The organism is Paenibacillus sepulcri, assembly GCF_042647105.1.
Classification (GTDB): domain Bacteria; phylum Bacillota; class Bacilli; order Paenibacillales; family Paenibacillaceae; genus Paenibacillus_Z; species Paenibacillus_Z sepulcri.
Genome location: NZ_JBHRUP010000001.1, coordinates 6,020,897 through 6,041,995, shown reverse-complemented (window position 1 = coordinate 6,041,995; position 21,099 = coordinate 6,020,897). Strand labels below are relative to the sequence as shown.

Annotated in this window: 20 protein-coding genes; 1 reads left to right on the top strand and 19 read right to left on the bottom strand. The window is 46.9% G+C overall.

The annotated features are described in order from the left end of the window. Positions 1–26: 26 nt before the first annotated feature. The 18 genes from ACFOLF_RS26455 to ACFOLF_RS26370 form a co-directional block, all read right to left on the bottom strand. Positions 27–563 (bottom strand): hypothetical protein, encoded by a 537-nt coding sequence (locus tag ACFOLF_RS26455; RefSeq protein ID WP_210044461.1) that lies wholly within the window; start codon positions 561–563, stop codon positions 27–29. 216 nt (positions 564–779) lie between these two features. Beyond that, positions 780–2,024 (bottom strand): MFS transporter, encoded by a 1,245-nt coding sequence (locus ACFOLF_RS26450; RefSeq protein WP_210044452.1) that lies wholly within the window; start codon positions 2,022–2,024, stop codon positions 780–782. 118 nt (positions 2,025–2,142) lie between these two features. Next, positions 2,143–2,796: a TetR/AcrR family transcriptional regulator gene (locus ACFOLF_RS26445; protein ID WP_210044450.1), complete on the bottom strand. Its 654-nt coding sequence runs from the start codon at positions 2,794–2,796 to the stop codon at positions 2,143–2,145. A gap of 91 nt (positions 2,797–2,887) precedes the next feature. Next, positions 2,888–3,379: a hypothetical protein gene (locus tag ACFOLF_RS26440; protein ID WP_210044448.1), complete on the bottom strand. Its 492-nt coding sequence runs from the start codon at positions 3,377–3,379 to the stop codon at positions 2,888–2,890. 157 nt (positions 3,380–3,536) lie between these two features. After that, positions 3,537–3,695 (bottom strand): hypothetical protein, encoded by a 159-nt coding sequence (locus ACFOLF_RS26435; RefSeq protein WP_210044446.1) that lies wholly within the window; start codon positions 3,693–3,695, stop codon positions 3,537–3,539. A gap of 182 nt (positions 3,696–3,877) precedes the next feature. After that, positions 3,878–4,216, bottom strand: coding sequence for a VOC family protein (locus ACFOLF_RS26430; protein WP_210044444.1), 339 nt, complete (start codon positions 4,214–4,216; stop codon positions 3,878–3,880). A 235-nt stretch (positions 4,217–4,451) separates the two neighbouring features. After that, positions 4,452–5,117, bottom strand: coding sequence for a short chain dehydrogenase (locus ACFOLF_RS26425; RefSeq protein WP_210044442.1), 666 nt, complete (start codon positions 5,115–5,117; stop codon positions 4,452–4,454). A 180-nt stretch (positions 5,118–5,297) separates the two neighbouring features. After that, positions 5,298–5,516 (bottom strand): hypothetical protein, encoded by a 219-nt coding sequence (locus ACFOLF_RS26420; RefSeq protein ID WP_210044440.1) that lies wholly within the window; start codon positions 5,514–5,516, stop codon positions 5,298–5,300. Between the two features lie 253 nt (positions 5,517–5,769). Next, the gene (locus ACFOLF_RS26415) at positions 5,770–7,365 is read right to left on the bottom strand and encodes an AraC family transcriptional regulator (protein WP_210044437.1); all 1,596 of its coding nucleotides are present in this window, start codon (positions 7,363–7,365) and stop codon (positions 5,770–5,772) included. Between the two features lie 81 nt (positions 7,366–7,446). After that, positions 7,447–8,460, bottom strand: coding sequence for an ABC transporter substrate-binding protein (locus ACFOLF_RS26410; protein ID WP_210044435.1), 1,014 nt, complete (start codon positions 8,458–8,460; stop codon positions 7,447–7,449). A 195-nt stretch (positions 8,461–8,655) separates the two neighbouring features. Next, entirely contained in the window at positions 8,656–9,201 is a 546-nt protein-coding gene (locus tag ACFOLF_RS26405; protein ID WP_210044433.1) for a DinB family protein, read from the bottom strand. Between the two features lie 277 nt (positions 9,202–9,478). Then, positions 9,479–9,949, bottom strand: coding sequence for a DinB family protein (locus ACFOLF_RS26400; protein ID WP_210044431.1), 471 nt, complete (start codon positions 9,947–9,949; stop codon positions 9,479–9,481). Positions 9,950–10,195: 246 nt separating this feature from the next. Continuing rightward, positions 10,196–10,804, bottom strand: a complete 609-nt coding sequence (locus ACFOLF_RS26395; RefSeq protein ID WP_210044429.1) for a zinc dependent phospholipase C family protein — start codon at positions 10,802–10,804, stop codon at positions 10,196–10,198. A gap of 55 nt (positions 10,805–10,859) precedes the next feature. After that, entirely contained in the window at positions 10,860–11,051 is a 192-nt protein-coding gene (locus ACFOLF_RS26390) for a hypothetical protein (protein ID WP_210044427.1), read from the bottom strand. 114 nt (positions 11,052–11,165) lie between these two features. After that, positions 11,166–11,489, bottom strand: a complete 324-nt coding sequence (locus tag ACFOLF_RS26385; protein ID WP_210044425.1) for a hypothetical protein — start codon at positions 11,487–11,489, stop codon at positions 11,166–11,168. Positions 11,490–11,817: 328 nt separating this feature from the next. Next, positions 11,818–12,654: a nucleotidyltransferase domain-containing protein gene (locus tag ACFOLF_RS26380; protein WP_210044423.1), complete on the bottom strand. Its 837-nt coding sequence runs from the start codon at positions 12,652–12,654 to the stop codon at positions 11,818–11,820. Positions 12,655–12,763: 109 nt separating this feature from the next. Continuing rightward, positions 12,764–13,678: a phosphotransferase family protein gene (locus ACFOLF_RS26375; RefSeq protein WP_210044421.1), complete on the bottom strand. Its 915-nt coding sequence runs from the start codon at positions 13,676–13,678 to the stop codon at positions 12,764–12,766. A gap of 57 nt (positions 13,679–13,735) precedes the next feature. Beyond that, the gene (locus tag ACFOLF_RS26370) at positions 13,736–13,996 is read right to left on the bottom strand and encodes a hypothetical protein (protein WP_210044413.1); all 261 of its coding nucleotides are present in this window, start codon (positions 13,994–13,996) and stop codon (positions 13,736–13,738) included. A gap of 439 nt (positions 13,997–14,435) precedes the next feature. Between ACFOLF_RS26370 and ACFOLF_RS26365 the strand changes: the two genes are divergently transcribed. Then, on the top strand, positions 14,436–14,807 hold the full coding sequence (locus ACFOLF_RS26365; RefSeq protein ID WP_210044411.1) for an iron chaperone: 372 nt from the start codon (positions 14,436–14,438) through the stop codon (positions 14,805–14,807). 79 nt (positions 14,808–14,886) lie between these two features. Here the strand turns inward: ACFOLF_RS26365 and ACFOLF_RS26360 are convergent, their stop codons facing one another. Further along, positions 14,887–20,319, bottom strand: coding sequence for a S8 family serine peptidase (locus ACFOLF_RS26360; RefSeq protein WP_210044409.1), 5,433 nt, complete (start codon positions 20,317–20,319; stop codon positions 14,887–14,889). Positions 20,320–21,099: the final 780 nt, after the last annotated feature.

Genomic DNA, 21,099 nt, shown 5'->3' with positions numbered 1-21,099 from the left:
TTCCAGCAGATATTTATTCTCGTCACTTAGCCTGGAATCTGTTCAATTATTTCTCCATTTGCAGAACGGCCTATTACAGTGGAACCTGCCAGGTCTACTCCATCTGTAATTAAGAACCATAACCTTTCGCCGCTATCGTATTCAAGAATCTTTGCTGGATATCGCTTTCCTTTGTTAGTCGTAACAAGTACGCTTTCAACATCGGATTCGAAAATTTTTCCATAACTAATCTCCGTGTACTTTGAGAACTCCCCCCTTAAGTCTGAATAAGACCAGCCTAACTTATATCCCTTTGGAGTTTGCGAAGTGGAGCCGCCAATAAAATGCCAGCCAAATAGATTTTTCTTTACCATTGCAATACCGAAATACTCTTGTGGAGCAGCGCCCCATTCATAAAATGCGATAGCATTTTTATTTTCTAATCGTTCAATCCGAACAAGGTTTGTCATTGGCTGGTTTAAAGAAAGAACAGCCGTTTCAATGCCTTGCGTATCGTCCTTCAGTCCGAGTGAAACGATTAATATCGCAGCGATGGATAAAATGATTTTCATTATTTTTGACAAGAAACCATCTCCTCACCAGAACACTTAAAAAGACGTTCCTGCAGCTTTAAACTCAACCATTATACGTTACCAGTGTCTGGAAAGTTTCTTTCATCCCCCCCGCCTGCTGGCAGGAATCTTTTTTCTTGCCCTCACTCCTTTTCAACGGGCGAAATCCTGTGTTAACGACAGCTCCAACACGTAAACAGATCGTATGAACCGGAAAAACCAGCCCCCTTAAAGGGACTGGTTTACGCTGCCCAGGCTGTCTAAACGTTCGCTCGCATGCATGCGTTTGAACTGGACATACATGAAGAAGCCCGTTAATATCGTGGCGATGCCTGACCAGAAGAACCACGTTTGCATGCCGAATTTGTTCACAATCGGTCCTGCCAGAGCGAGCCCGATCGGCGCGGAGAGCAGCGTGACGCTGGTCACCAGAGAGATAACGCGGCCCAGTATGGCAGGTTCATATGCTCGTTGAAGCATCGCCATATAAGGGCCATTGAAGAATGGGGCCGCCATTCCCATGACGGAGGAAAGGATGACGAACAGGATGAACGACTCTTGGCTGATGACACCGATCGCTACGCAGGTGAGGCCGATTCCAACCAGGCTGATGCAAATATACGCAATGTCTTTCAAGCGGGAACCGAGCATGGATAACAGGATCGCGCCAAGAATCATTCCGATACCGAATAAGGCTTCGACCATACTCGCGTTGTAGCCGCCGCGTCCGAAATGCGACAGGGTCATCAAGGGAAACAAGGTCGGAAGCGGCATGAACGCAATACCGAAAATCGCGGTGCCGATGGTAAGCAGAACAATCGGTTTTGCCTGAATAAAGGCTTGCCAGCCAAGCTTGAATTCGCTATAGAAGGAAGGGGCTGATGGAGTGGCTTCCGCCTTTGGCTGATGGATTTTCGTGAGCAACAGCATCAAATTGGCGATCAAAGCGCCAAACACATCCAGAAACAGTACAATGCCAAGAGAAGTGGCCGAGTATACCGCAATGCCGAGGACAGGTCCGGCTATCATCGAGACAGATTGGATCATTTGCTGCCAGCCTGCCACCCGTGTCAGCTGATCTTCCGGAGCCATCAGTGGTATTGCCGCCTGGAACGCAGGGGCATGGAACGATGAAGCGGTCGAGCGGATCAACAGGATGACATAAACAAATACCAGGCTCGGGTCGCCCACGTAATAATAGATACCTAAAGCCAAGCTGAAGAGGGCAATCGTCCCATCGGCTGCAATCATGGTTTTCTTGCGGTTCCAGCGGTCAAGCCACACACCGATAAAAGGACCCAGAATGACCTGCGGCAAAAATCCGGCAAGCCCGGCGATCATCAGGACAATCGCAGACTCGGTCGTCGCCGTCAGATGCCAAATGATCGAGAATTGAACCATGGATGTGGTCAGGATCGAGAAGAGCTGACCGCTGAAGATTAAGGCGAATGTTTTTTTCCATTGCTGTTTCATAAGTATTCCTCCATTTTTTAGCTCGTATTTTTTTGATACCAACCGAAGGTATGTATAATGCCAAAAAATAATCTGCCTCAGAGGCAGTTATTTTAAGCCTAAAACCTTCAGCCGGCTTTCATATCTTTTCACTGTACAAACGATAAAACTCCGCATACCGGTCGATCATTTGCTCATCGAGCAGGTCAAGTCCTAGTCCTTGCAATACTATCTGGAAGAACCGGCACCGGCGAAGCATATCCTCGGCTGGAGCTTCAAAAATCAAGGGGGTCAGCCACAGACTGCTGAGCAGCATGATCGTTTCGCTAAGCTCCTTGGGATAGTCGGTTTGGATGGAGCCATCCGCTATTCCCTGCTCGATGATGGGCTGGATATAAATGGGCACTGCATCTTCGATTACGCTTTGCATTTGGGCTGCCAGCATCCTTGGATTGTTCAGGAGATTAGGCGCCGTGGACATCATTTCCAGTTGGACGGGATTATTCAAAGAGACGCGGATGATTCGGCGAAGCTTATCCAGACCGTTAAGTGCCTTGTCATCCCGGATGGCGATCAAATTATCGTCAACTCCTTTGTAGAGCTGTTCGATCACCGCCAACATGATATCCTCCTTTGACTTGAAATGGTGATAAATGGCACCCTTCGTAAGCCCGCCAAGACCGTTTATAATATCCTGAATAGAGGTCTGTTCATAACCTTTTTCCATAAACAGGCTCAACGAAACGTTGAGAATCTGATTTATCGTTTCTTCAGGGTGTTTATTTCTTGCCAAGATTCCTTCCTCCTTTCATACATTCGGTTGGTATGTAACTAATGTATCGGATACCCGTCGAATTGTCAAGGCAAATAAATAAGAAAATTAATCAGGCCCTTCTTATTAAATTTACTTCCCATGTTTGATACGGTGTCCATGCTAAAGGGTACATATAACAAGCCATTCTTATGCTGTAGCTCTTATCTTCTATTTGAACAACTTGTGTAAAGAAAAGAGTACTTCCTTCATTCTGAATTTTTAAACCGCTAGAAGTATTGATCTGTATCGGGTGTGGGCTGGCAATTATTTCTTTAACGGCATTCTTATCGGAGTAAATTGTCATATCTTCTAAGCGTAAATTATTGATCCCGGCCTTTAATTTATATTCGCGGTTCCAATCCGAGTGTCCAATACAGGGTATCGAAATCAGTAAGGTAAGCATGAGTGCCGCGGAGATGATTTTTAAAACCATGTTTTTGAATACCAGAGAACTAAACAGTATAACGAAAATAAACACTAACCATACAATGATCACGATAATTGCCATCCAATCACTCAATAGCCAATTAAGTATCTTTCTCCCTCCCACCTGCTGTTGCATGCCATTTTCCTGTCCTAATATACAACAGGATGCCAACCATCCAATGTCACCTGGTGCCCGGATACCTTCCCCTCTGAGATTGGCACAGTGACATCCAATACCTCATTGATGAGCGAGCCGGACAATACCCCCTTCGTCGTACGATAATGTATATTGTTTATTTATCAAGCTTATTAGAAATCTCTTTGAGGACTGTCAAAACATTATTAAGAGCTATTAAAATAAAGCCTAAAAGAACAAAAGCAACAATTTCATGAGTAAAAAAAGAAATAACCCCTAATATACCAGCGTAGATACAATAAAGAAAAATTTTCATTATTACCTCCTGTTGTCGTTATAGTTGGACCCTGACTAATCTCTTCTGTCTGTTTGTGTGAAGATTCTGACGGCTAGCTTAATAATAGCATGGAGTGCGCAAGCTCCGTACTGTTGAGCGAAGGGCTGCCGCGCGGCAGCCCCTCGGAATGCACTATCGGGCCTATTGAAAATTCCCTTCAATCAGCAGAGTACTTCTACTGTGAATCCTCCTGGTGCTTCGACATAAAAGGTATAACCATGTGCTTGTTGGGGAGGTTTCACATCAAAGCCATCCTCTTTTAAGCGTTGATTGATCGCATTCACTTGTTCTTCATTTTCCTGGGGGAATCCAATATGGAAGGTTTTCGGATAACGGACTTCTTCCCCTTTCATTAAAGTCAGGACGAAGCCATCGTCATCAAACAACGCCGCAAAGCTGTTTCCTCGGCTGCCCCCGCATGTCATGCCAAAATAAGTTTCCAGAAACGTCCGAGCAGTTGAGACATTCGTAACGGTTAGATTGAGATGTTTGATTTTCATTTTCCCACCCTCTCCTCAATTCGTTCTTGAACCGTGTTTCATCCTCATTATATTACATTCATGCAAGTGGCAGGGTTCGGGTAAAATCACCTTAAATTATGTATCTTCTAAGCAGATAATCCGTCACGTTTCTTGAAGGATTTTGAATGAACTGCTGGAGATCGCAGACGCGCTTAGTGTCGCAAGTTTAGATTCCTTATCTCTCATGTACCTCAATAAAATTGTCCATGAAGGATCAAAAGGCCTTCGGGGTGATTGTCTGCCCCTGCATGGTCCCTTCGAGTGCCTTAACATAGGCTTGCGCCACGTCAATCGCAAATGTTCCATTTACATTTTCCAATCCAAGATTCACCCGTAAATCCATGCTCATGCTCGCCAGTGATTCCTTTACCCAGCCTGGGCTGACGATATTTAATCGAATTCCACGCGGCAGCTCCGCCGCCGCGGCACGGACGAAGCCTTCAAGACCATTGTTCACAAATGCGCTTACCGCACTGCCGGGAATGAGGTTCTCGAACATATTGCCGCTTGTGATTGTAATGGATCCCCCATCACGCAAATGATCGACTGCGCGGCGTATGAGAGCAACCTGTCCCAGCACTTTGCTCTTCATACCATACGTGAAGTCTTCTTCTGAAAGAAATTCAAGTGGAGTCAATTTGCCGCTTCCAGCTGTGACAACGACTGCGTCGACATTGTGCACCTCCGCAAAGAGCGCATCAATGGAAACTGAGTCCTCCAGATCCACTTGAACCGCTCCTTTACGCGATGCACGAACAACTTCATAATTTTTTTCTTCAAGAGTATTGGCGACCGCGTTGCCGATGGTTCCCGTGGCTCCGATCACGATTATTTTTTTGGGATTTTGCGATTTTCTTAAATGCAACTCCTGGTTATTCATATGAATTCCCCTCCTTATTCTTGTGCAACAACTTCAAAACCTAAAACTTCATGAGGATTTTTTATCCAGGCTCTTGGATATCTGGGAACAAATAAGCCTCAGCCCGGTGCAATACAGGACTAAGGCCGTTTAATTGAATGTATTATTTGTACTGTCTACTTGACGGGGTGCAGTTCAGTCCTAGACTGCAGGAACAGGTTGATCTATCTTCTGCTCAGGCTCACCCAATAAACTGATAATTTCGTCCTCCGTCTTTCCTTTAAGATCGTAATTATCTAACAAATTATCCACCATACTATTTCTTTTTTCGGGATTATCTAACCACCCCTTAGAATTAAATTGATTTTGACACGCACAAAGAAATAGTAATAGCACCAAAGAGAGGAAGATCTTTTTCACCGTTTGCACGCCCTTCTGACCGATTACTCCCATTAGCAGACGAAAACGGGGAAAAATTGCGTTATACTCCCGTTAGTCACGAGGATCCTTCGGCATTGAACTATCGTATACTGGCAGCTTCGTCCAGCCGTTTATTCAGCCCAATCCCTATTTTTCTATGGTTTCATCAACAAACAAATCTTTCAGCCTTGTTATACTATATCCTGTTCTAACAGGTTCGTCATGGTCATGAAGCCATGCATTTCCAGCCGGCTCACCCGCCCCGGCGGCTGATCAGCGCGAGGGCATCCTCCAACTGGCCCATCAGCGATAGCGGATCCTCGCGTACCCAATCCACGGTTACGCGGTAAGCGCGTCCGTCACGGACCGCCGGCAGATTGCGCCATAACGCGCTGCGCGTCAGCTCCAGGAAGCGGCACTGAGAACGTTCGTCGTCCGAGACGACGATGAAGATATAGTCACCCGCGTAAAGCGGAAGGTCGGCTACGGGCACATCCGACTTGAACGGATGGTCGGTCAGCCGCTGTACGGCCTGCACAGCCGGCGGAGAGGCAAAGGCCAGCGCTTTGTACAGCACTTGAATGTCGTAATACACCTGAAACGTATCGGGCAGCCCCTGGCTCCAGAAAAATGACACCGTCCGGCAGGACGGGACATGAGCGGCCAACTCCTCTCGAATTTCCCTGGCCCGCTGGTGATAGCGGGCGATCCAGAACTCCGCTTCGCGGCGCTTGTCGACCGCCTCGGCGATCAGCCGGAAACGGTCGAGAAAAGGCAATTGCCATTTGACGTCGAGTGTAGGCGCAATTTTCGCGTAGTCGGCGTAATGATGGCCGTCGAAGGTGACGATAACATCCGGCTTCAACCGCTGCAGCTTATCCCAGTCCGGCGTGACGACGGACACGCCGATCGTCTCGATGCCGTCCACCCGGCTTCTCAGATAGCCGCCGTCCATCAGCTCGCTGGGAGCGCCGGCAGGCTTTACGCCGAGCGACAGCATCTCGCCGAGATATTGGAGGGACGCGACCTTGCGCTCCGGCTTCCGCAGAATGGCGTACAGCTTCGGCGACAATCCCGTATGACGCTTGAAGCTGCGGCTGAAATGGAACGGATCGCGGAAGCCGACGCTGCCGGCTATTTCCTGCAGCGGTTCCCTGGCGTCGACCAGCTTGCGCTTCGCCTCGTCGATCCGCAGCCCGATCAAATAATCAATCGGACTTTTCCCTGTAATTCGCTGAAAAATGCGGGAATACTGCCGGGGCGACAGACCGGCCATCTCAGCTAGCCGCTGATGGCTGTGGTCGAGCCAATACGACCGCCGCAGCTGGTCGATCGTATGCCGGACCGCCTGTTCGGAATCCGGCTCCGTCCCCGCCAAGGCCGCGTTCATGGCGATCAGAATCATTTCCTGGAACAGCGCGTGGTTCCCGTATTCCTCCAGTTGGCCGGACGGCTCCCGATTGTCGTACAGCCGTCCGGCCAGCTCGGCGAACCGGGAATACGAGCCGATCCGGATCTCGCCAGTCGGCAGGAGCGGCTCCGGGTCAGGCTCCGCTCCGTATGTACGGATGGCGTCAAAGGAGGTGAACGCCGCGCTCCAAGCGCCATGCGGGCTGTCCAGCCGGATCGTCGAGCCGGGACCGACGATAATGCATGTTCCTGCAGCAACAGCGAAGCTCTCCCGCCCGGTCCTCACGACGCCGGAACCTTCATAGGCGGTGACGAACACATGACTTACGGTCTCACGGCAGACCAATTCCGGCGGATCGCCCGCCGCGATCCGGCAGGATCCCGACCAGACATAAAATAGCGGCAGCCGCGCGGCCGACGGCCGCATTTGCTCGTTCATAACCATTCCTCCCAGGAAAAAGAAAGAAGTTCTTCGACATCGTCGAAGAACCGGATTGCCCATTTGGCCCTCACTTCGTTCTCAGCTGCCCAGCAGCCTGATCGCGTCATCGAGCTGGGCGTTGAAGCTCATAACATCGTACGAAAACCATATATTATCGTCCACAGTGTACACTTTCCCATTCTTCACGGCCGGAAGATCCTTCCACAGACTGCTGTTCTCCACCTGTGTCACGAAATCGGGGTCGTTGTCGAACTTGACGAGAAACAGCCTGTCGGCCGAAGCGAACTCCGGCAGCTTCTCAAGCGAAATCTTGAGGCCGAGCTGGTTGTTGCCCTTGCCCCACTCTGTCTTGACCGCATCGGTCATCGGAAATTTCAGTGTGTCAAACAAAGTATAGCCGACATTGCCCGGCCCGTAAACCCGCAGCTGGCCCTTCTCGTAGCCGCCGATGACAACGACGCCGAACGTCTCGCCGGGCTTGACGTAGGAGGCCAGCTTCGCGCGGGCGTCCTCGGCTTTTTTTTCGTAAGCCTGGGTCCACGCCTCTGCCGCGTCGTTTTTGCCCACGATATCGGCGACGTCGCGAAAATGCTGAAACGGATCGCGTCCATCCCATTTGACGACGACCGTCGGCGCGATTTTGCCGAGCTTGTCCAGCATATCGATGTCGCTCGATTCCGTGGCGATGATCAGATCCGGCTGCAGCTCGAGCGTCTTCTCGAGATTCATTTCGTTGATGGCACCGAGATCCTCAATGCCGGCGATCTGATCCTTAACCGACGCAAAGCTGGTGAGCAGATGGGTGACGGCGCCGATCGGCTTGACGCCGACAGCAAGCAGCTCCGGCAAATATTGCGTTGTAACGATCCGCTGCGGGTTCGCCGGAATATCGACTGTCCGTCCGAGCGCGTCCGTATAGGAGCGGACGGCAGCCGTATCCGGAGAAGCCGAAGGCGTCTGTGACGGTGAGGCGGCAGGAGACGGCGAATTTGCGGCACCCTTCCCTCCGTCCCCTCCACCGCAGGCGGTCAGCATCACGGCGAGCATGATGAAAACGAGTGCAAGTCCTGGCCATGTTCTGTTGCGAAGCATTGTTGAAATCCACACCCTTTTATGAAAATGAGAATCAATATCATTTATTATATGAGATTCCTCAGCCATTGACCATGGAAAATTCGGACATGTGCGGCCGAAAATCCGGCCATGTTTCGCGGTATTGGATGTGCCAGACGGAGCTCAAAGGAGGATTGCGCCGTCTTTTGGATGGTTATGAATATGCAGCATGAATTATTTCTTTTGAGCGGCATAAAGGAACCGGCAGTAACCGATTTCAGCAGCATTCTTTATAAGTTCAAGATTTAGCCAGCCTGCAAGCGCATGAAATGGCTTATCGGTGAAAGGCCATCTTGTTCGATCGTTAGAAAGAAGTTCATCGTCCAACAACTTGGCCACTGCAGTTTTCCATTCATGACGCAAGTGTGTGATTCTCTCCCTCGTTTCGATGATGTTGCCAGGACAGCTAACATCCTCACGCGTTAATGTTCCTTTTCCAAAGGAATAGTCAAGAACCATTGTCCACCAAAACATGATATGCCATGTTAACCAAGCTATACTCGCCGGTCCAATATCGTAAGCCTCTGATTCCGGCCAATCTGCGCGCCAGACTCCTGATTCATTAAAAACATGAAGCCCCTTTGAAGCGGGTCGCCACAGATACTCTTCATCTTCAAGGCCATCGAGATGAATCTCTAGCATTTTCCATGAGATTTCAAACTGGAAATGTAGTGTATGCCGGATGCAGTCTGTCGTGCTTTGAATATTTTTATCGTTCATAGCTGCTCTCCTCCGATTCCTATGTCAAATAAAAAACAAACATTTATTAAAAATGTTTGCTTAATAACTAATATTTTATCAAAAAGTCTATGTATCGACAATGATGACAAGCAAACATTTTATCATGATTTTTTCAACCACTCTCCTCTCATTAGCTCAATCATCGCCAAAAAAAGACGAAAAAGGAGCTGCCTTTCCAGCTCTTTTTTCGTCTTTTTAAAACTATCATGCCGGGAAAGTTTAATTGCACTTTCCGATAATCAGCTTATTGGTTTTTTTAAAACAATCCCCGGCGAATGAGATTAGCCGTTACAGGGACTTTGCCCGCTTCCCTCGACCACACGGACAATTGGCCGATATGGTGGATTTCATGGGCGATGACATGCCGCATGACTTCTCCATATTTGAAGGTAACGGGTTCCCCCTTTGGCGTTAATTCCGTTAAATCCTTCGAATCCATTTCATCGGTCCACGACAGGACAAAAGGACGGACTTCCTCGTGAAACCTGGCGGATAATTCCGTCACCTTCTGCAGGGTGGCATAGGGTTCGAATGGCTCCGTGAACTCCGGCTTCATTTGCAGACCGGATATCCAACTGAATTCCACATCCACGATATGAAACAACGTGTGCAAAATGCTTCCGATCCCGCCTGTCCGCTTCTTGAGCAGTTCTTCTTCAGAAACGTCTTGGCACCAAGCGAACCAGTCTTGCCGAACTTGCCAGTTATACTCGAATAATTTCAACATCTGTTTTGCCTCCTAATAGAACCTGAATTTGAAAGCATAAAAAAGACCACGGGCAATCAGCCCATGGCCAGAATAGAGCGGACACGCGTACGGCGTATCCTAAACGCACATCTGTTCCGTAAGGGGGGCTAGTTGCGGCATAACATCTATGCGGTTTTTATTCATAGCTCCCACCTCCTTTGTCGATGCCATAATCTTACATGATGATTTCCGGTGCGTCAACCTCTTTTGCCCAGCGGAAGAACTCTATCGGATCAGATGTTTAATATGCATAGCACCCTTCTCAACTGAAGTCTCTATATAACCAACGATTTGTTCAAAAGTAAACACACTCAACTCCTCTTTAATTGAGCTTTGTTCATCATTCATATCTTCAAATACCTCAGGTAGAAATTTTTCTATATCTTTTTCTGTGACTTCTTCTAATTCAACGATTTCAACCTCTTTTGCAATCACCTGGGTAAAATTGTTTGCAACGTTGTAATAGTCCAATAACTTTCCATTTAACAAACGGAAGTCATTGTGATATCGATCCAAAACGTCCTTGTCGTTCTCAAGTCTATTCTTTAACCAAGGTATAAAGAAGCCTTTTAACCATATATCATCAGCAATTAAATGAGTATAATAACCCAATATATAATTGGCATGCTTATGGGAGCTATATTTATTTATGAATTTTTCATAATCAATACTCCTTGTGTAATCACTATGGCTTCCGGCAAAAAAATGGGATAATTCTTTAGGAGAAACTGCATCAGGTACAATTCCCCCCAGCAAAAATGCCGGTTTATCTCTTATGGAAAAATGGTCGGCTATTTGATTAGCAATAATAAGGTGCATCATTCTCGAACCCATTACTTGCTGGCCCCCTCAAGAAGAATGTTATATTCCGCAAATTAATCATGATTCCCTAGTTGAAGCTAAGCAAGATAGCTGGGATTATCAAAGTAAGAAGCAAGATAAACCCCAATGTAACTGCAAAGCCAATAAGTACATTTACCCAAAATGGGCGTTCATGTTCTTTCGAATCCAACATTTCAATTTTTGTTTCGAGTATAATAATCCGCTCCTTTAGCGCCTGTATTTCTTGATCTTCTGCCAAATGATCCACCCTCCCTATACGTTCCTATGAAGGAATCAATATTCCGCTTTCGTATCCTTCAAAACAATATCCGTTAGCCGAATGAGGGCCAGCCGCGCGGCAGCCTTTAGTAATTTATACAAGGATCCCCAATAAGAAAACTGTAAAAACGATACTGCTTGCAACCAGCATAAATCCGCCTACCTTATAACTCAAAGATGTACCAAAATCATTGGGGTATTTTTTTGAAATTAACACTGTTGGCAACCAAAAAATGATAGCGGCTATAAACGGAATGTGAAAACCCTCGTCTCCATTCGTATATATATCCCAGTTGAACAAATGAAACAGATAATGGCTTATCATAAAGTCGTTTTGAAATTTAAAATTAAATAAAAATCCCGAAATGAGAACAAATAATGCAATTGATCCCGATCCAAACGATCGTTTTATTGTCAAATCAATTCGCTCCCTCAGCGTATGGGTTGATTCAACCTTATTGTAGTCATTACCAGTTAAATCTGAACCTCAGTCTTTATTTATTCTAATAATCGTTTTTTTAAATAATTCAAAAAACTTAAAGCGTTTATTGAAAGAACACACGAGATCAAGATCCATACGATAACCCGGTCTGATTGATAATATGTTAATTTAAGAGAACTCATGAAGTGATATTTCAGAAAAGCAATAATAAATAAAAGCAATGAAATAAAGACCACAAAAGAAACACTATGATAAATAATCTTTCCCCTGGACATCGTCAAACCTCCTCTGCTCCCGTAACCATTTAATTCTTTATAAAAGTCTTAGTTTCTTCAATCAGATCACACAGCTCATTGAAGGACTTCTCCAAAAAATCCTGATCCTCTGTGACTAAACTGACTATATTATTTACTCTCTTGGAGTATTGCCTTGGTGCCATTCTAAATGAATCTGCAATTGCAACAGCCCCTTTTTCGTTCATCAAGTAGCACTCGTTAACAGCGAACAAGACCTGATTCAAACAGGATATCGACCGAAAACAGCACCCGGCGATGTACGCCAGATCTGTTTTATACATCCCCTTTCTCCCATTATCAAGTGCAAAAGCCGCTTCCCAAAAAAACTTGTGAATCATGGACTTTTTCAATTCAGGCGGATACGGAACCGTTCTTGTCTTCATTTCTCCAATAGTACCGGAAGGATCCCATAATACTTGGCATAACGCGATCTCCGAGAAATAAATCGAGTTGATAAATCCATGTGGATGCCCCGGCTGATAATCAATAGTAATTTCCCCCGAGCGACATTGCTCGATCACGTCAGATACCTTGTTCAGATCGCGATATAGAAAATCAACAGGATAATGATTAACAACCAGCCAGCCGCCACCATTGATCCACGGCCCCCAGCCGCCGATCTCCGTAACCAAGTTATGTCTGCCAGCATCATCCATAGCGGCGGCTAGCTGTTGAAGCCCAGGAATATCTAATCCGCTTCTCGAATCGTAATATAGGCCAATATCGATATCTGAGTTGTGAGTATGATTTCCTCTGGCTCTTGAGCCGCCAAGAACAATAGCCCTCACGCCGTTTATTTGCTTCAGACCGTTAACAAGCATAGAAATTGTATTCTCAAGTTCCATAGACCCTCCGTGATTGGCTATTATATTTTCCCCTGATAAAAAAGGGGAACATGTGCTTCAAGCTATAGTTAATTTCCAGTTCAGTCACCTTCTTAACGGATTGCCCAGACTAACGTTTGTACCAGGTTGGTACAGCGCTTTCAAAATTCCGGTGATCGTCCAGCACTGTACGGATGCGGGCCATCATCGAATCGATTTGTGCCGGCACCACCTTGAGCGTCCAACTGATCGTTCCGAACATAATCAGCGCCGAATATAGCGCATACAGGCTCCAGAATTTTTCCGGAATCTTTCCGCTAAAATAACCGTCGATTTGCCCAATCGAGAACGGAATGCTGACCTCGCGGCTGAAGTAAGCGATTTTCAGAAAATCGTGATACGGGTCTCCCCAGTCGTACCGGTTGAAATCGATCGCCGCCGCATAAGCGCCGCCATGCACGAGCAGATTGCCGGGATGAAAGTCGTCGTGCTGAAACCGGTTCGGGCGACCCTCCAATAGCGGCAATTGCTCTTCGATAAAGGCGACAACCGCATCCTCCTCAGGCAGCCTGACCCCACAGCGGCGGTATTCTGCCAATTGAAGGTTGTGCTTCGCTATTCTTCGCATTGACCACGCTTCCATATTCTCAGGCGCTTCCACATCGTGCATCATAAGCAGCTCCCGTCCGGCATCGACACCCACGTTGTACTGTTCGTCAGCCGTCATTAGCGGCAGCCTCTCGGAAGCGTCTTCCCCCTCGACATAACGCAAAACCATGTAACATAAATCAAGCGCCTCGACCGTACCGAATGCAACTGGCTCCGAGGTTCGGACGCCGAGGCCGTGTATGCGGCCTACCGCCTCAAACTCCCGGCGTTTGCGTTCGCTCTGATTGAAAGCGGCAGTACGAAGCACGTAAACCGGCTTGTCACCGCCTTCGTAAACGAGATATTTCCCATCATAAGAGAAGCCTTTATGAATCTTTGACACGTCCGTCGCTTTCCACAACTCCGGGATATATTCCCGGACTTCGGTTATTTGCATCGTGACGCTCCTTCTGGGCATTTGATATACAGTATTGTATTAACTATATTATTTCACTTACATTGTTATAATAATTGATGTTGCTATACCAATTATAGAGATCCAAACTAGATAGGATTTGAGTATGGCCTTCATCAGATTATCTTGTGTTTGAATAACCTCTCTATGGTTATGCTCTAATTGAATATCTGTAGTTGATCCTGAATACGGATCTGTTCCCGACATTCCACGTCGTCCTAAACCTTTAATTAATAGTGTAAGAATCAGAAGTGCTGTAGAGCCTAAAAATAAATAATTAGATAACTGAGTTACCGTCATTTGATCTCCGCTCCTTCATTGGGACAGCCTGATGCTCATTACACCCTATTTCCTGGCCAAATTTATGGAGAGTGTACCATAAAAACGATGTTGAAGCTTTCATGGTACCAATGAAGAATTAAGGATATGATACAACCACCAATATAAAAGAAAGGGAAAACAACAGGTAATTAGTATTAATATAACAATAGCTTTGCTTTTTAGTTGTTTCCTCATCTATACCCTCCTTTGGCTAACATCGTGGCTTATCCCTAGTTCGGTTTGCCGCGTTCTTTCACACTTGTCCCTTTGTGAATCCCTGTATCGTTTATTATAGAGGTTTTCTCTGTGTCCATCTATTCGGGGCAATTTCTATGCTCTATAATTTGCATAATAGGTGTTGTTTAAGGGTTTGAGGAACTTCTCTGAACGACATAATTTTTATTTCAGGAGGGAGCAAATGGAAGTTTTTGCAGAATATTTAGGGCATATTGATAACACGCAGCATCGGGCCAGAACGGAAGAAGTTTTGACTTGGGTAACGAATAAATTTCCAAATTTAATGCCAAAATTTGCGTGGAATCAGCCTATGTTTACCGATCACAGCACATTTATTATAGGCTTTAGCGTAGCCAAACATCATTTGGCTGTTGCCCCGGAAAGAACAGGGATTAATCATTTTTCTGATGAAATTGTGCAGGCTGGCTATGATCACACCAAGGAGCTGGTGCGTATCCGGTGGGATAGTCCGGTTGAGTTCTCATTACTGGAGAAAATGATCGAGTTTAATATTTTGGATAGGGCAGACTGTTCCACTTTTTGGCGGAAATAGGAGTTATAAGTTCCCCTCAACCATATGAAATGCCATGAAGAGCTGGAGCTGCTTCATTCCGCTTTTTCATAAAACTGGTTTAACGGATTCTAATGGCAAAGGTTTTTGTGTTCGTTGCACCTTGATCATCTGTAACGGTCAGCTCAACTGTATAGTTTCCTTTTTTCGCATAAGCATGTGTAGCTGTTTCGCCGCTGCCTGTTGATCTGTCCCCAAAATTCCATTCATAGGAGACAATGCTGCCGTCCTCATCATAGGAGGCAGTGCCATCAAACGTTACGTCACGCTTGCGCTGTGCTGCATTGGGTCCTTGAATTAGCGCTACAGGTGCAATATTAGGAGGAGCCGGCTCTTCCCCGTCCTCTGTTACATATACTCTGCCAAGGGCCGTTGCTTCAATTTCATTGCCTGCGGCATCCCATACTCTAACGACGATGACTCCGCCTTCAAGGCGCAGCGTCGCCGGAGTTATATAGGCTCCTTCATAATGACCGGATGTCGTTTCGGTCATCGCGGTTTCGTTGAAACTGGATAGAGTGTTTCCTGGCAGTTCGATACGGAAGGAAGCGGAAAGACCGGGATCACTGTCAAAGGATACATAGACCGCTTCCCCTACTGTGAGATGCATATCCGTGAGAGGATTCAAATTCGTGATCACCGGTGCATTCCAGTCTGCAATCACCGTACGAGAAATCGTCGTTTCATTGCCTGCCAAGTCCGTGGCGGTTACAGTAATGACATTCTCACCCGGATTAATCAATATTCGGTGAACAAAGCTGCCGTCTTCAGCAACCTCAGCAGCCTCACCGTTAACGGTAAGTTCACTTAGGAATTCATCCGTTACCGTACCACTGACGGCATACGCCTCTGCATTTGTTTTCTCTCCATCCTCAGGAGAAGTCACTGCCAGTTCAGGCGCCGTTTGATCAAGGGTTACGGTGACTGGCGCAGAGCGGTCAGTTACCTCTTCACCGACCAATACCTCAGCGGTCAGGACGTTCTCACCGGTATTTAAGTCAATCGCCGCTTCAAATCGACTGTCTTCTATTAATGCTGTTCCTGCCTCTTCGTCCCCGTTATAAATGACAACGGTAGATCCATTGGCAGAAGAAGTACCGGTAATGGTAATGCGTTCTTCATTGGTGTAAGTATCCTCAGCCGGTGATGTGAAGACTGGAGCATTGACCGGATACTGTACAGCTGCGCGGATCATGTAATTTCCTTCTTCTACAGGGGAAAGTGACCATACTCCGCTGACCAATTGCCAATTTCGCCCCGAAACAGTACTGCTTTCGTCTGTACCAAGTCCTGGCGCATTCGGATCCGGCTGCGTCTGGATGTAGACGATGTAGAAATCACCTGCAACCGATACCGGTTCAGCAAACTCGACCACCGTCCACTCATCATTGCGAAGAGCTGTTCCATCAAATGGTCCGGCGAGCTGACGTCCAGGGGTGCCATCCGGTCCCGAAGCATCATATATGGCATACTTGAATTCTGTCCCTCCCGGTACAGGCCATTCCGTGTTCCAGAAACGGAAGGAAGCTCCGGTCACTTGAGCCGCTTCAGATTCCGGTGTCATCCGAACGGCCCATCCATTACCTGCAGCATAAAACGCATGTGCATTTTCCGCTGTGCCATCATCGTAAGCAATTTCGCCTGCATGGCCGATAAATGGCTTCAGATCAACATCCTGCGTTACAGTGCCGTTTGCGGGAACATCGACTGTTATGGATTTACTGTAGTAATCCAGTGCGGAGATGGACAGGCTATACTCTCCTTCATATACGGTAAGCGCAAATGTTCCGTCTTCTCCGGTACGTACTGGAGCTACCTGTGCATCCTCCATCACCATGATAACCGCGTCAGCAATCGGTTCTCCAGTACGTTCATTCCTCACTGTACCCGTAATGGTGCCCTGGGGAACAGCCTCCAATTGGAAGTTGACTGAACGCGTCTGCCCATCCGCAATGGTTACCGGAACCGTTTGTGGATAGTATCCATAGGATTCCACCTTCAGATTGTAATCGCCTGCTACATGATTGAAGCTGTAACGGCCCGTGTAGGGATCTGTACGTACGGAACGTCCGGTTTCAACCACGGTTACCGTCGCTGAAACAGGAAGACTGAAGATCCCGACCTCATCTTCTTTGGAGACTGAATCGCCTTGTGTCGAAATGCTTTTGCTTGCACCAAAGTCACTCAATACCGGAGCAGAAACGTCTCTTAATACAGGAGCTTTCTCTACAGCCTTTTCTTTGACCGTTTCGGAGTTTGTATCGCTTGCTGTAGATTCAGGAGCTTCGACTGCAAGTACCCGGAAATCATCCAGATACCATCCCGCATTCGTAACACTGCCGTCTGATGTGAATCTGAATCGTACCTGAACCTCGCCTCCAACGTAGTCATTTAAATCAATGAATACAGGGGACCATTGTTTTCCTTCATTCGGATCGGAGAAATAAGCGATCTCCGTCCAAGTTGAACCACCGTCAGCTGTTATTTCTACGTATGCATCATCATAGTTTCTCTCGATCTCATACCATTGATTAAAGGTAAGAGCTGCATTGCTGTTTGCAGTCAAATCAATGACAGGCGATACCAAGGAGAAGCTCGCGTCATTCTCATAGGTGCTGTCGAGATCCGTTCCCCATACATTAGGCGGACTCACAGCGGCAGCCGGCCCAGGTGCAGAAGGGACTCCTCGTTCCCATTCATCATGCGTGCCTGAGTGCGTCCAGCCGTTATCGTCTGCACTGTCAAACGAATCACTGAAGATCGATTCAGGCACTTGAACATCTACAGAAATTTCGTTGGAAGCCGCGCTTTCATTCCCGCTGTAATCTTTTGCCTTGACTACATAATAATAAGTTGCGGCGTCTCCTTCACTCGTGATGCTGTCCACATAAGTCGTGTCAGCAGTCGTTCCGATAAGCTCATAACCTGAGCCTGAAACGTCAGAACGGTAAACATTGTACTCTTTCAAATCTTCCTCTGCCGGAGCAGTCCAGTTCAGGGTGACATCACCAAGAATGGAGGGTGTTCCCGTCAACTCTGTCGGGGAAGCCGGAGCCTCTTCATCTGGCAGCTGCAAGGAGAAATCGTCAATATACCACCCTTCGCCTTCAATCGAACTATTGGAAGTCAGCAAGAAAGCTATATATACTTTTTGACCCGCATATGCTGTCAAATCGATATATTGGTTGACCCATGCCTCGCTGCTGCCGGTGAAAGTAAGCAGCTGTTCGAACTCATAGCCGCTGTCTTCCGTTGCGATATAAACACTTCCAAAATCGCCGTTATCTTCTAGGTCATACCATTGCTTGAAGGATAACAATCCGCCCTCCGGCACATCAACCAGGTTGATTGGCGGTGCGATTAAGGCCGTGCTGGAGCCCGGTGCATAAGTGCCCGTTAAATTCGTTGCCATAACACTGTCTCCGGAATATGCACTTCCAGGACCGCTTTCGGGAGTTCCCCATACCCATGGGTTTTCGAAGTCTGGCAGGAATCCAACAGAATTTCTTTCAAAATCTTGGAAATAACCAGGTTCAATTCCTTCCAGTACGGTTACAGAATATACTTTCGTATCATAACCGTTATTGCCGTAATCGTTGACACGAATGTAATATTCAAGTCCCGGTTCTTCAATGAGTGAAGCAGGAATCACTGCCCGGTAAGTCCCGTTTAACCCATCTCCGGAAGTGAGCTCCGCTGGTATGTAACCATAGAGACCCGTTCCTTTAATTCTAGCAAATACGCTGACATCCGTTACTCCTACATTATCGCTCGCACCAATTGTAATGGCGGTATCAAGTCCCGCATAAACGGTCTCAACTACCGTGTGCTCGAGCTCAGGCGCTGTCAGATCATCTCCATCAATGGTTACGCGGCCCGTTACAGATCCAACACCTTGAAGGACAGAACCAACCGCATCAAGCGCATTTACGATACCATGTCCATAACCGTTGTTAGGCGAATCCGGAAAATTGCTATCGGTTCTTTCCGTCGCCGTTTCCGTCAAGATATCTTCCAGATCGTCTACAGTGAGCGAATTATTGGCTTGCAGCAAGAGCGCTGCGATCGCTGTTGTATGAGGGCCAGCCATTGACGTTCCGTTCCAGCCGCCTTCATAACCGCCGCCAGGAACAGATGAACGGATGTTTACACCTGGCGCAGAAACCTCGGGCTTGATCTCGCCATAAGGAGAAGGTCCTTGAAGTGAAAAATCCGCCAGGTTGCCGTTAACATCCGTAGCCCCGGTAGCGAACGATTCCGGATAGTTGGCCGGGTTTGCAACAGATCCAGGTCCGCCGGGATTCGTTATTGTAGTATTGCCTGCAGAAAATTCAGGGAAAATCTGAGCATCCCGCCAGGCTTGTACGATCGGACGGAACCACTCGTCGATGCCTGGACCTCCGCCCCAAGAGTTGTTTACAACATCCGGCGCAAGTTCAGGGTGAAGATTTCCTTCTTCATCAACCGGAGCAAGCAGCCACTGCGCACCGTCGAGGATGATGGCATCCGTTGTAGATGGATTAAAAATCCGGACCGCCATCCATTTTGCACCGGGAGCAACGCCTATAATATTGGTGCCATCCTCTTCCGCACCGACCATCGTACCCATCGTATGCGTTCCGTGACCCTCAGCATCCGTCGGCATCGAAGAACCGCTGTGCGGATCGTACCAGCTGAGCTCCGGATCCACGACATTGCCACTCGCATCCAAACCGCGCCACTTGCTTGCCAATGCAGGATGCGTATATTCAACGCCTGTATCCAAGTTAGCCACAACAATACCGGAACCATCGATCCCTTGTTCCCATATTTCAGGAGCATTGACTTGGGCAATGTTCCACTCGATGTTTTCAGGGTCAAAATCTGAGGCTTTTGCCTCGGAACCCTTAACAGCAGTAGAAGAACCGCTGGCTGTAGCGCTTGCCTTTGGTGTGGAAGCATTCTTGTCCACGGTAACTTCCTGGAGAAAGCGTTCTTCGTTCGGAAGAATTTTATCAATTCCGGGCTGGAGAGCGAGTTCTTCCATTACTTCCTTCGTACTGGTCACAGCCAGGGAGTTGACGATAAAGAAGCTCTTGTATTCCTTAACTCCTCCTGAAGCCTGCTGCGCATCCAGATACTTTTGAATCGGGATTTGAGTACGGGTTGCAGCCTCTCGAAGCGTATTTACGACTGATGTCCTTGCTGACTTCTTCGCGGCCGCAGGTGTTGCCTTTTGAGCCGTTGCGAGTTCAAATGCCTTCTGAGCAGCAAGTCCGGTATCTGCCTGCTCACTTAATTTGACGAGATAAGTCACGTACTTGTCTTCTTCAAAAAGTTTGTTCATCTTGGAATCCACTTTCGCCGTAATCAAATCCGGGGAAGCAGATCGCAAATCGACTTTGTCTGATGCCGCCGTTGCAGGAGCAGCGCCAACCGGAATAACAATAGACACTGCCAGGAGGAAAGCCATCCCGAGTGAGAACGTTCTTTTAGTTTTTTTCGCTGTGACCAAGTCTACTACACTCCTTTAAAATGGAATAGAAAACGGTAGGATCTTCTCCAAATTTTTGGAATACATTTTTGCTTACAGCAATAACAAAACTAGTACGCTTAGAAACACCAAATAAACCACTAACCGGCGAGAAGCACACAACCAAATCTGGCTTGTCCTTTTTTGATAACCACCCCCTTTAAGGTGAATCAAACGTTAGTAATAGAGTCAATACATACAATTTGCGAGTCAAATCAGAGAGAATGTCATCTTAGATGGGAGGAAGCGAAAATCAATAGAAGTAGAAACAGAGGATGTTGTGGGTCTTTTTAGAGTGAGTTAAGGAACATATTTATTCCTGAATTCTTACACGAGGGTATTTAAGCTTGAGTAAAGTATAAAGATATTACAAGAAACTTACAAGCACTTATGTAAGTGTTCCTTACAAGAAAATCAAAATTATCGCAGATAATTCCAGAATTTAACACTAATGCCTGTTAGTTGTGAAAGACAGCCTATTCACTTAGGTCGGCTGCCTCCTCCTTTTGTTTATTAACTCTCGTGCCCGTTAGCGTAAGGACATAACAACCATAGTCGGGCGTAATCATTTGAGGTAGTGTCTTGGTTCAACATACCGCTTTTATTCCGAGCTTTTGGGCTCCTCCAACATCCATTAATATTGAATCGTCAAGAAATCATAGATACAAATAAGATTCCTGTATGTCAGTTTTTAATAAAAATGATATAATTTTCATACTAAACTATCATATCAACAAAAAAGAATCTTCTTATGGACATAAA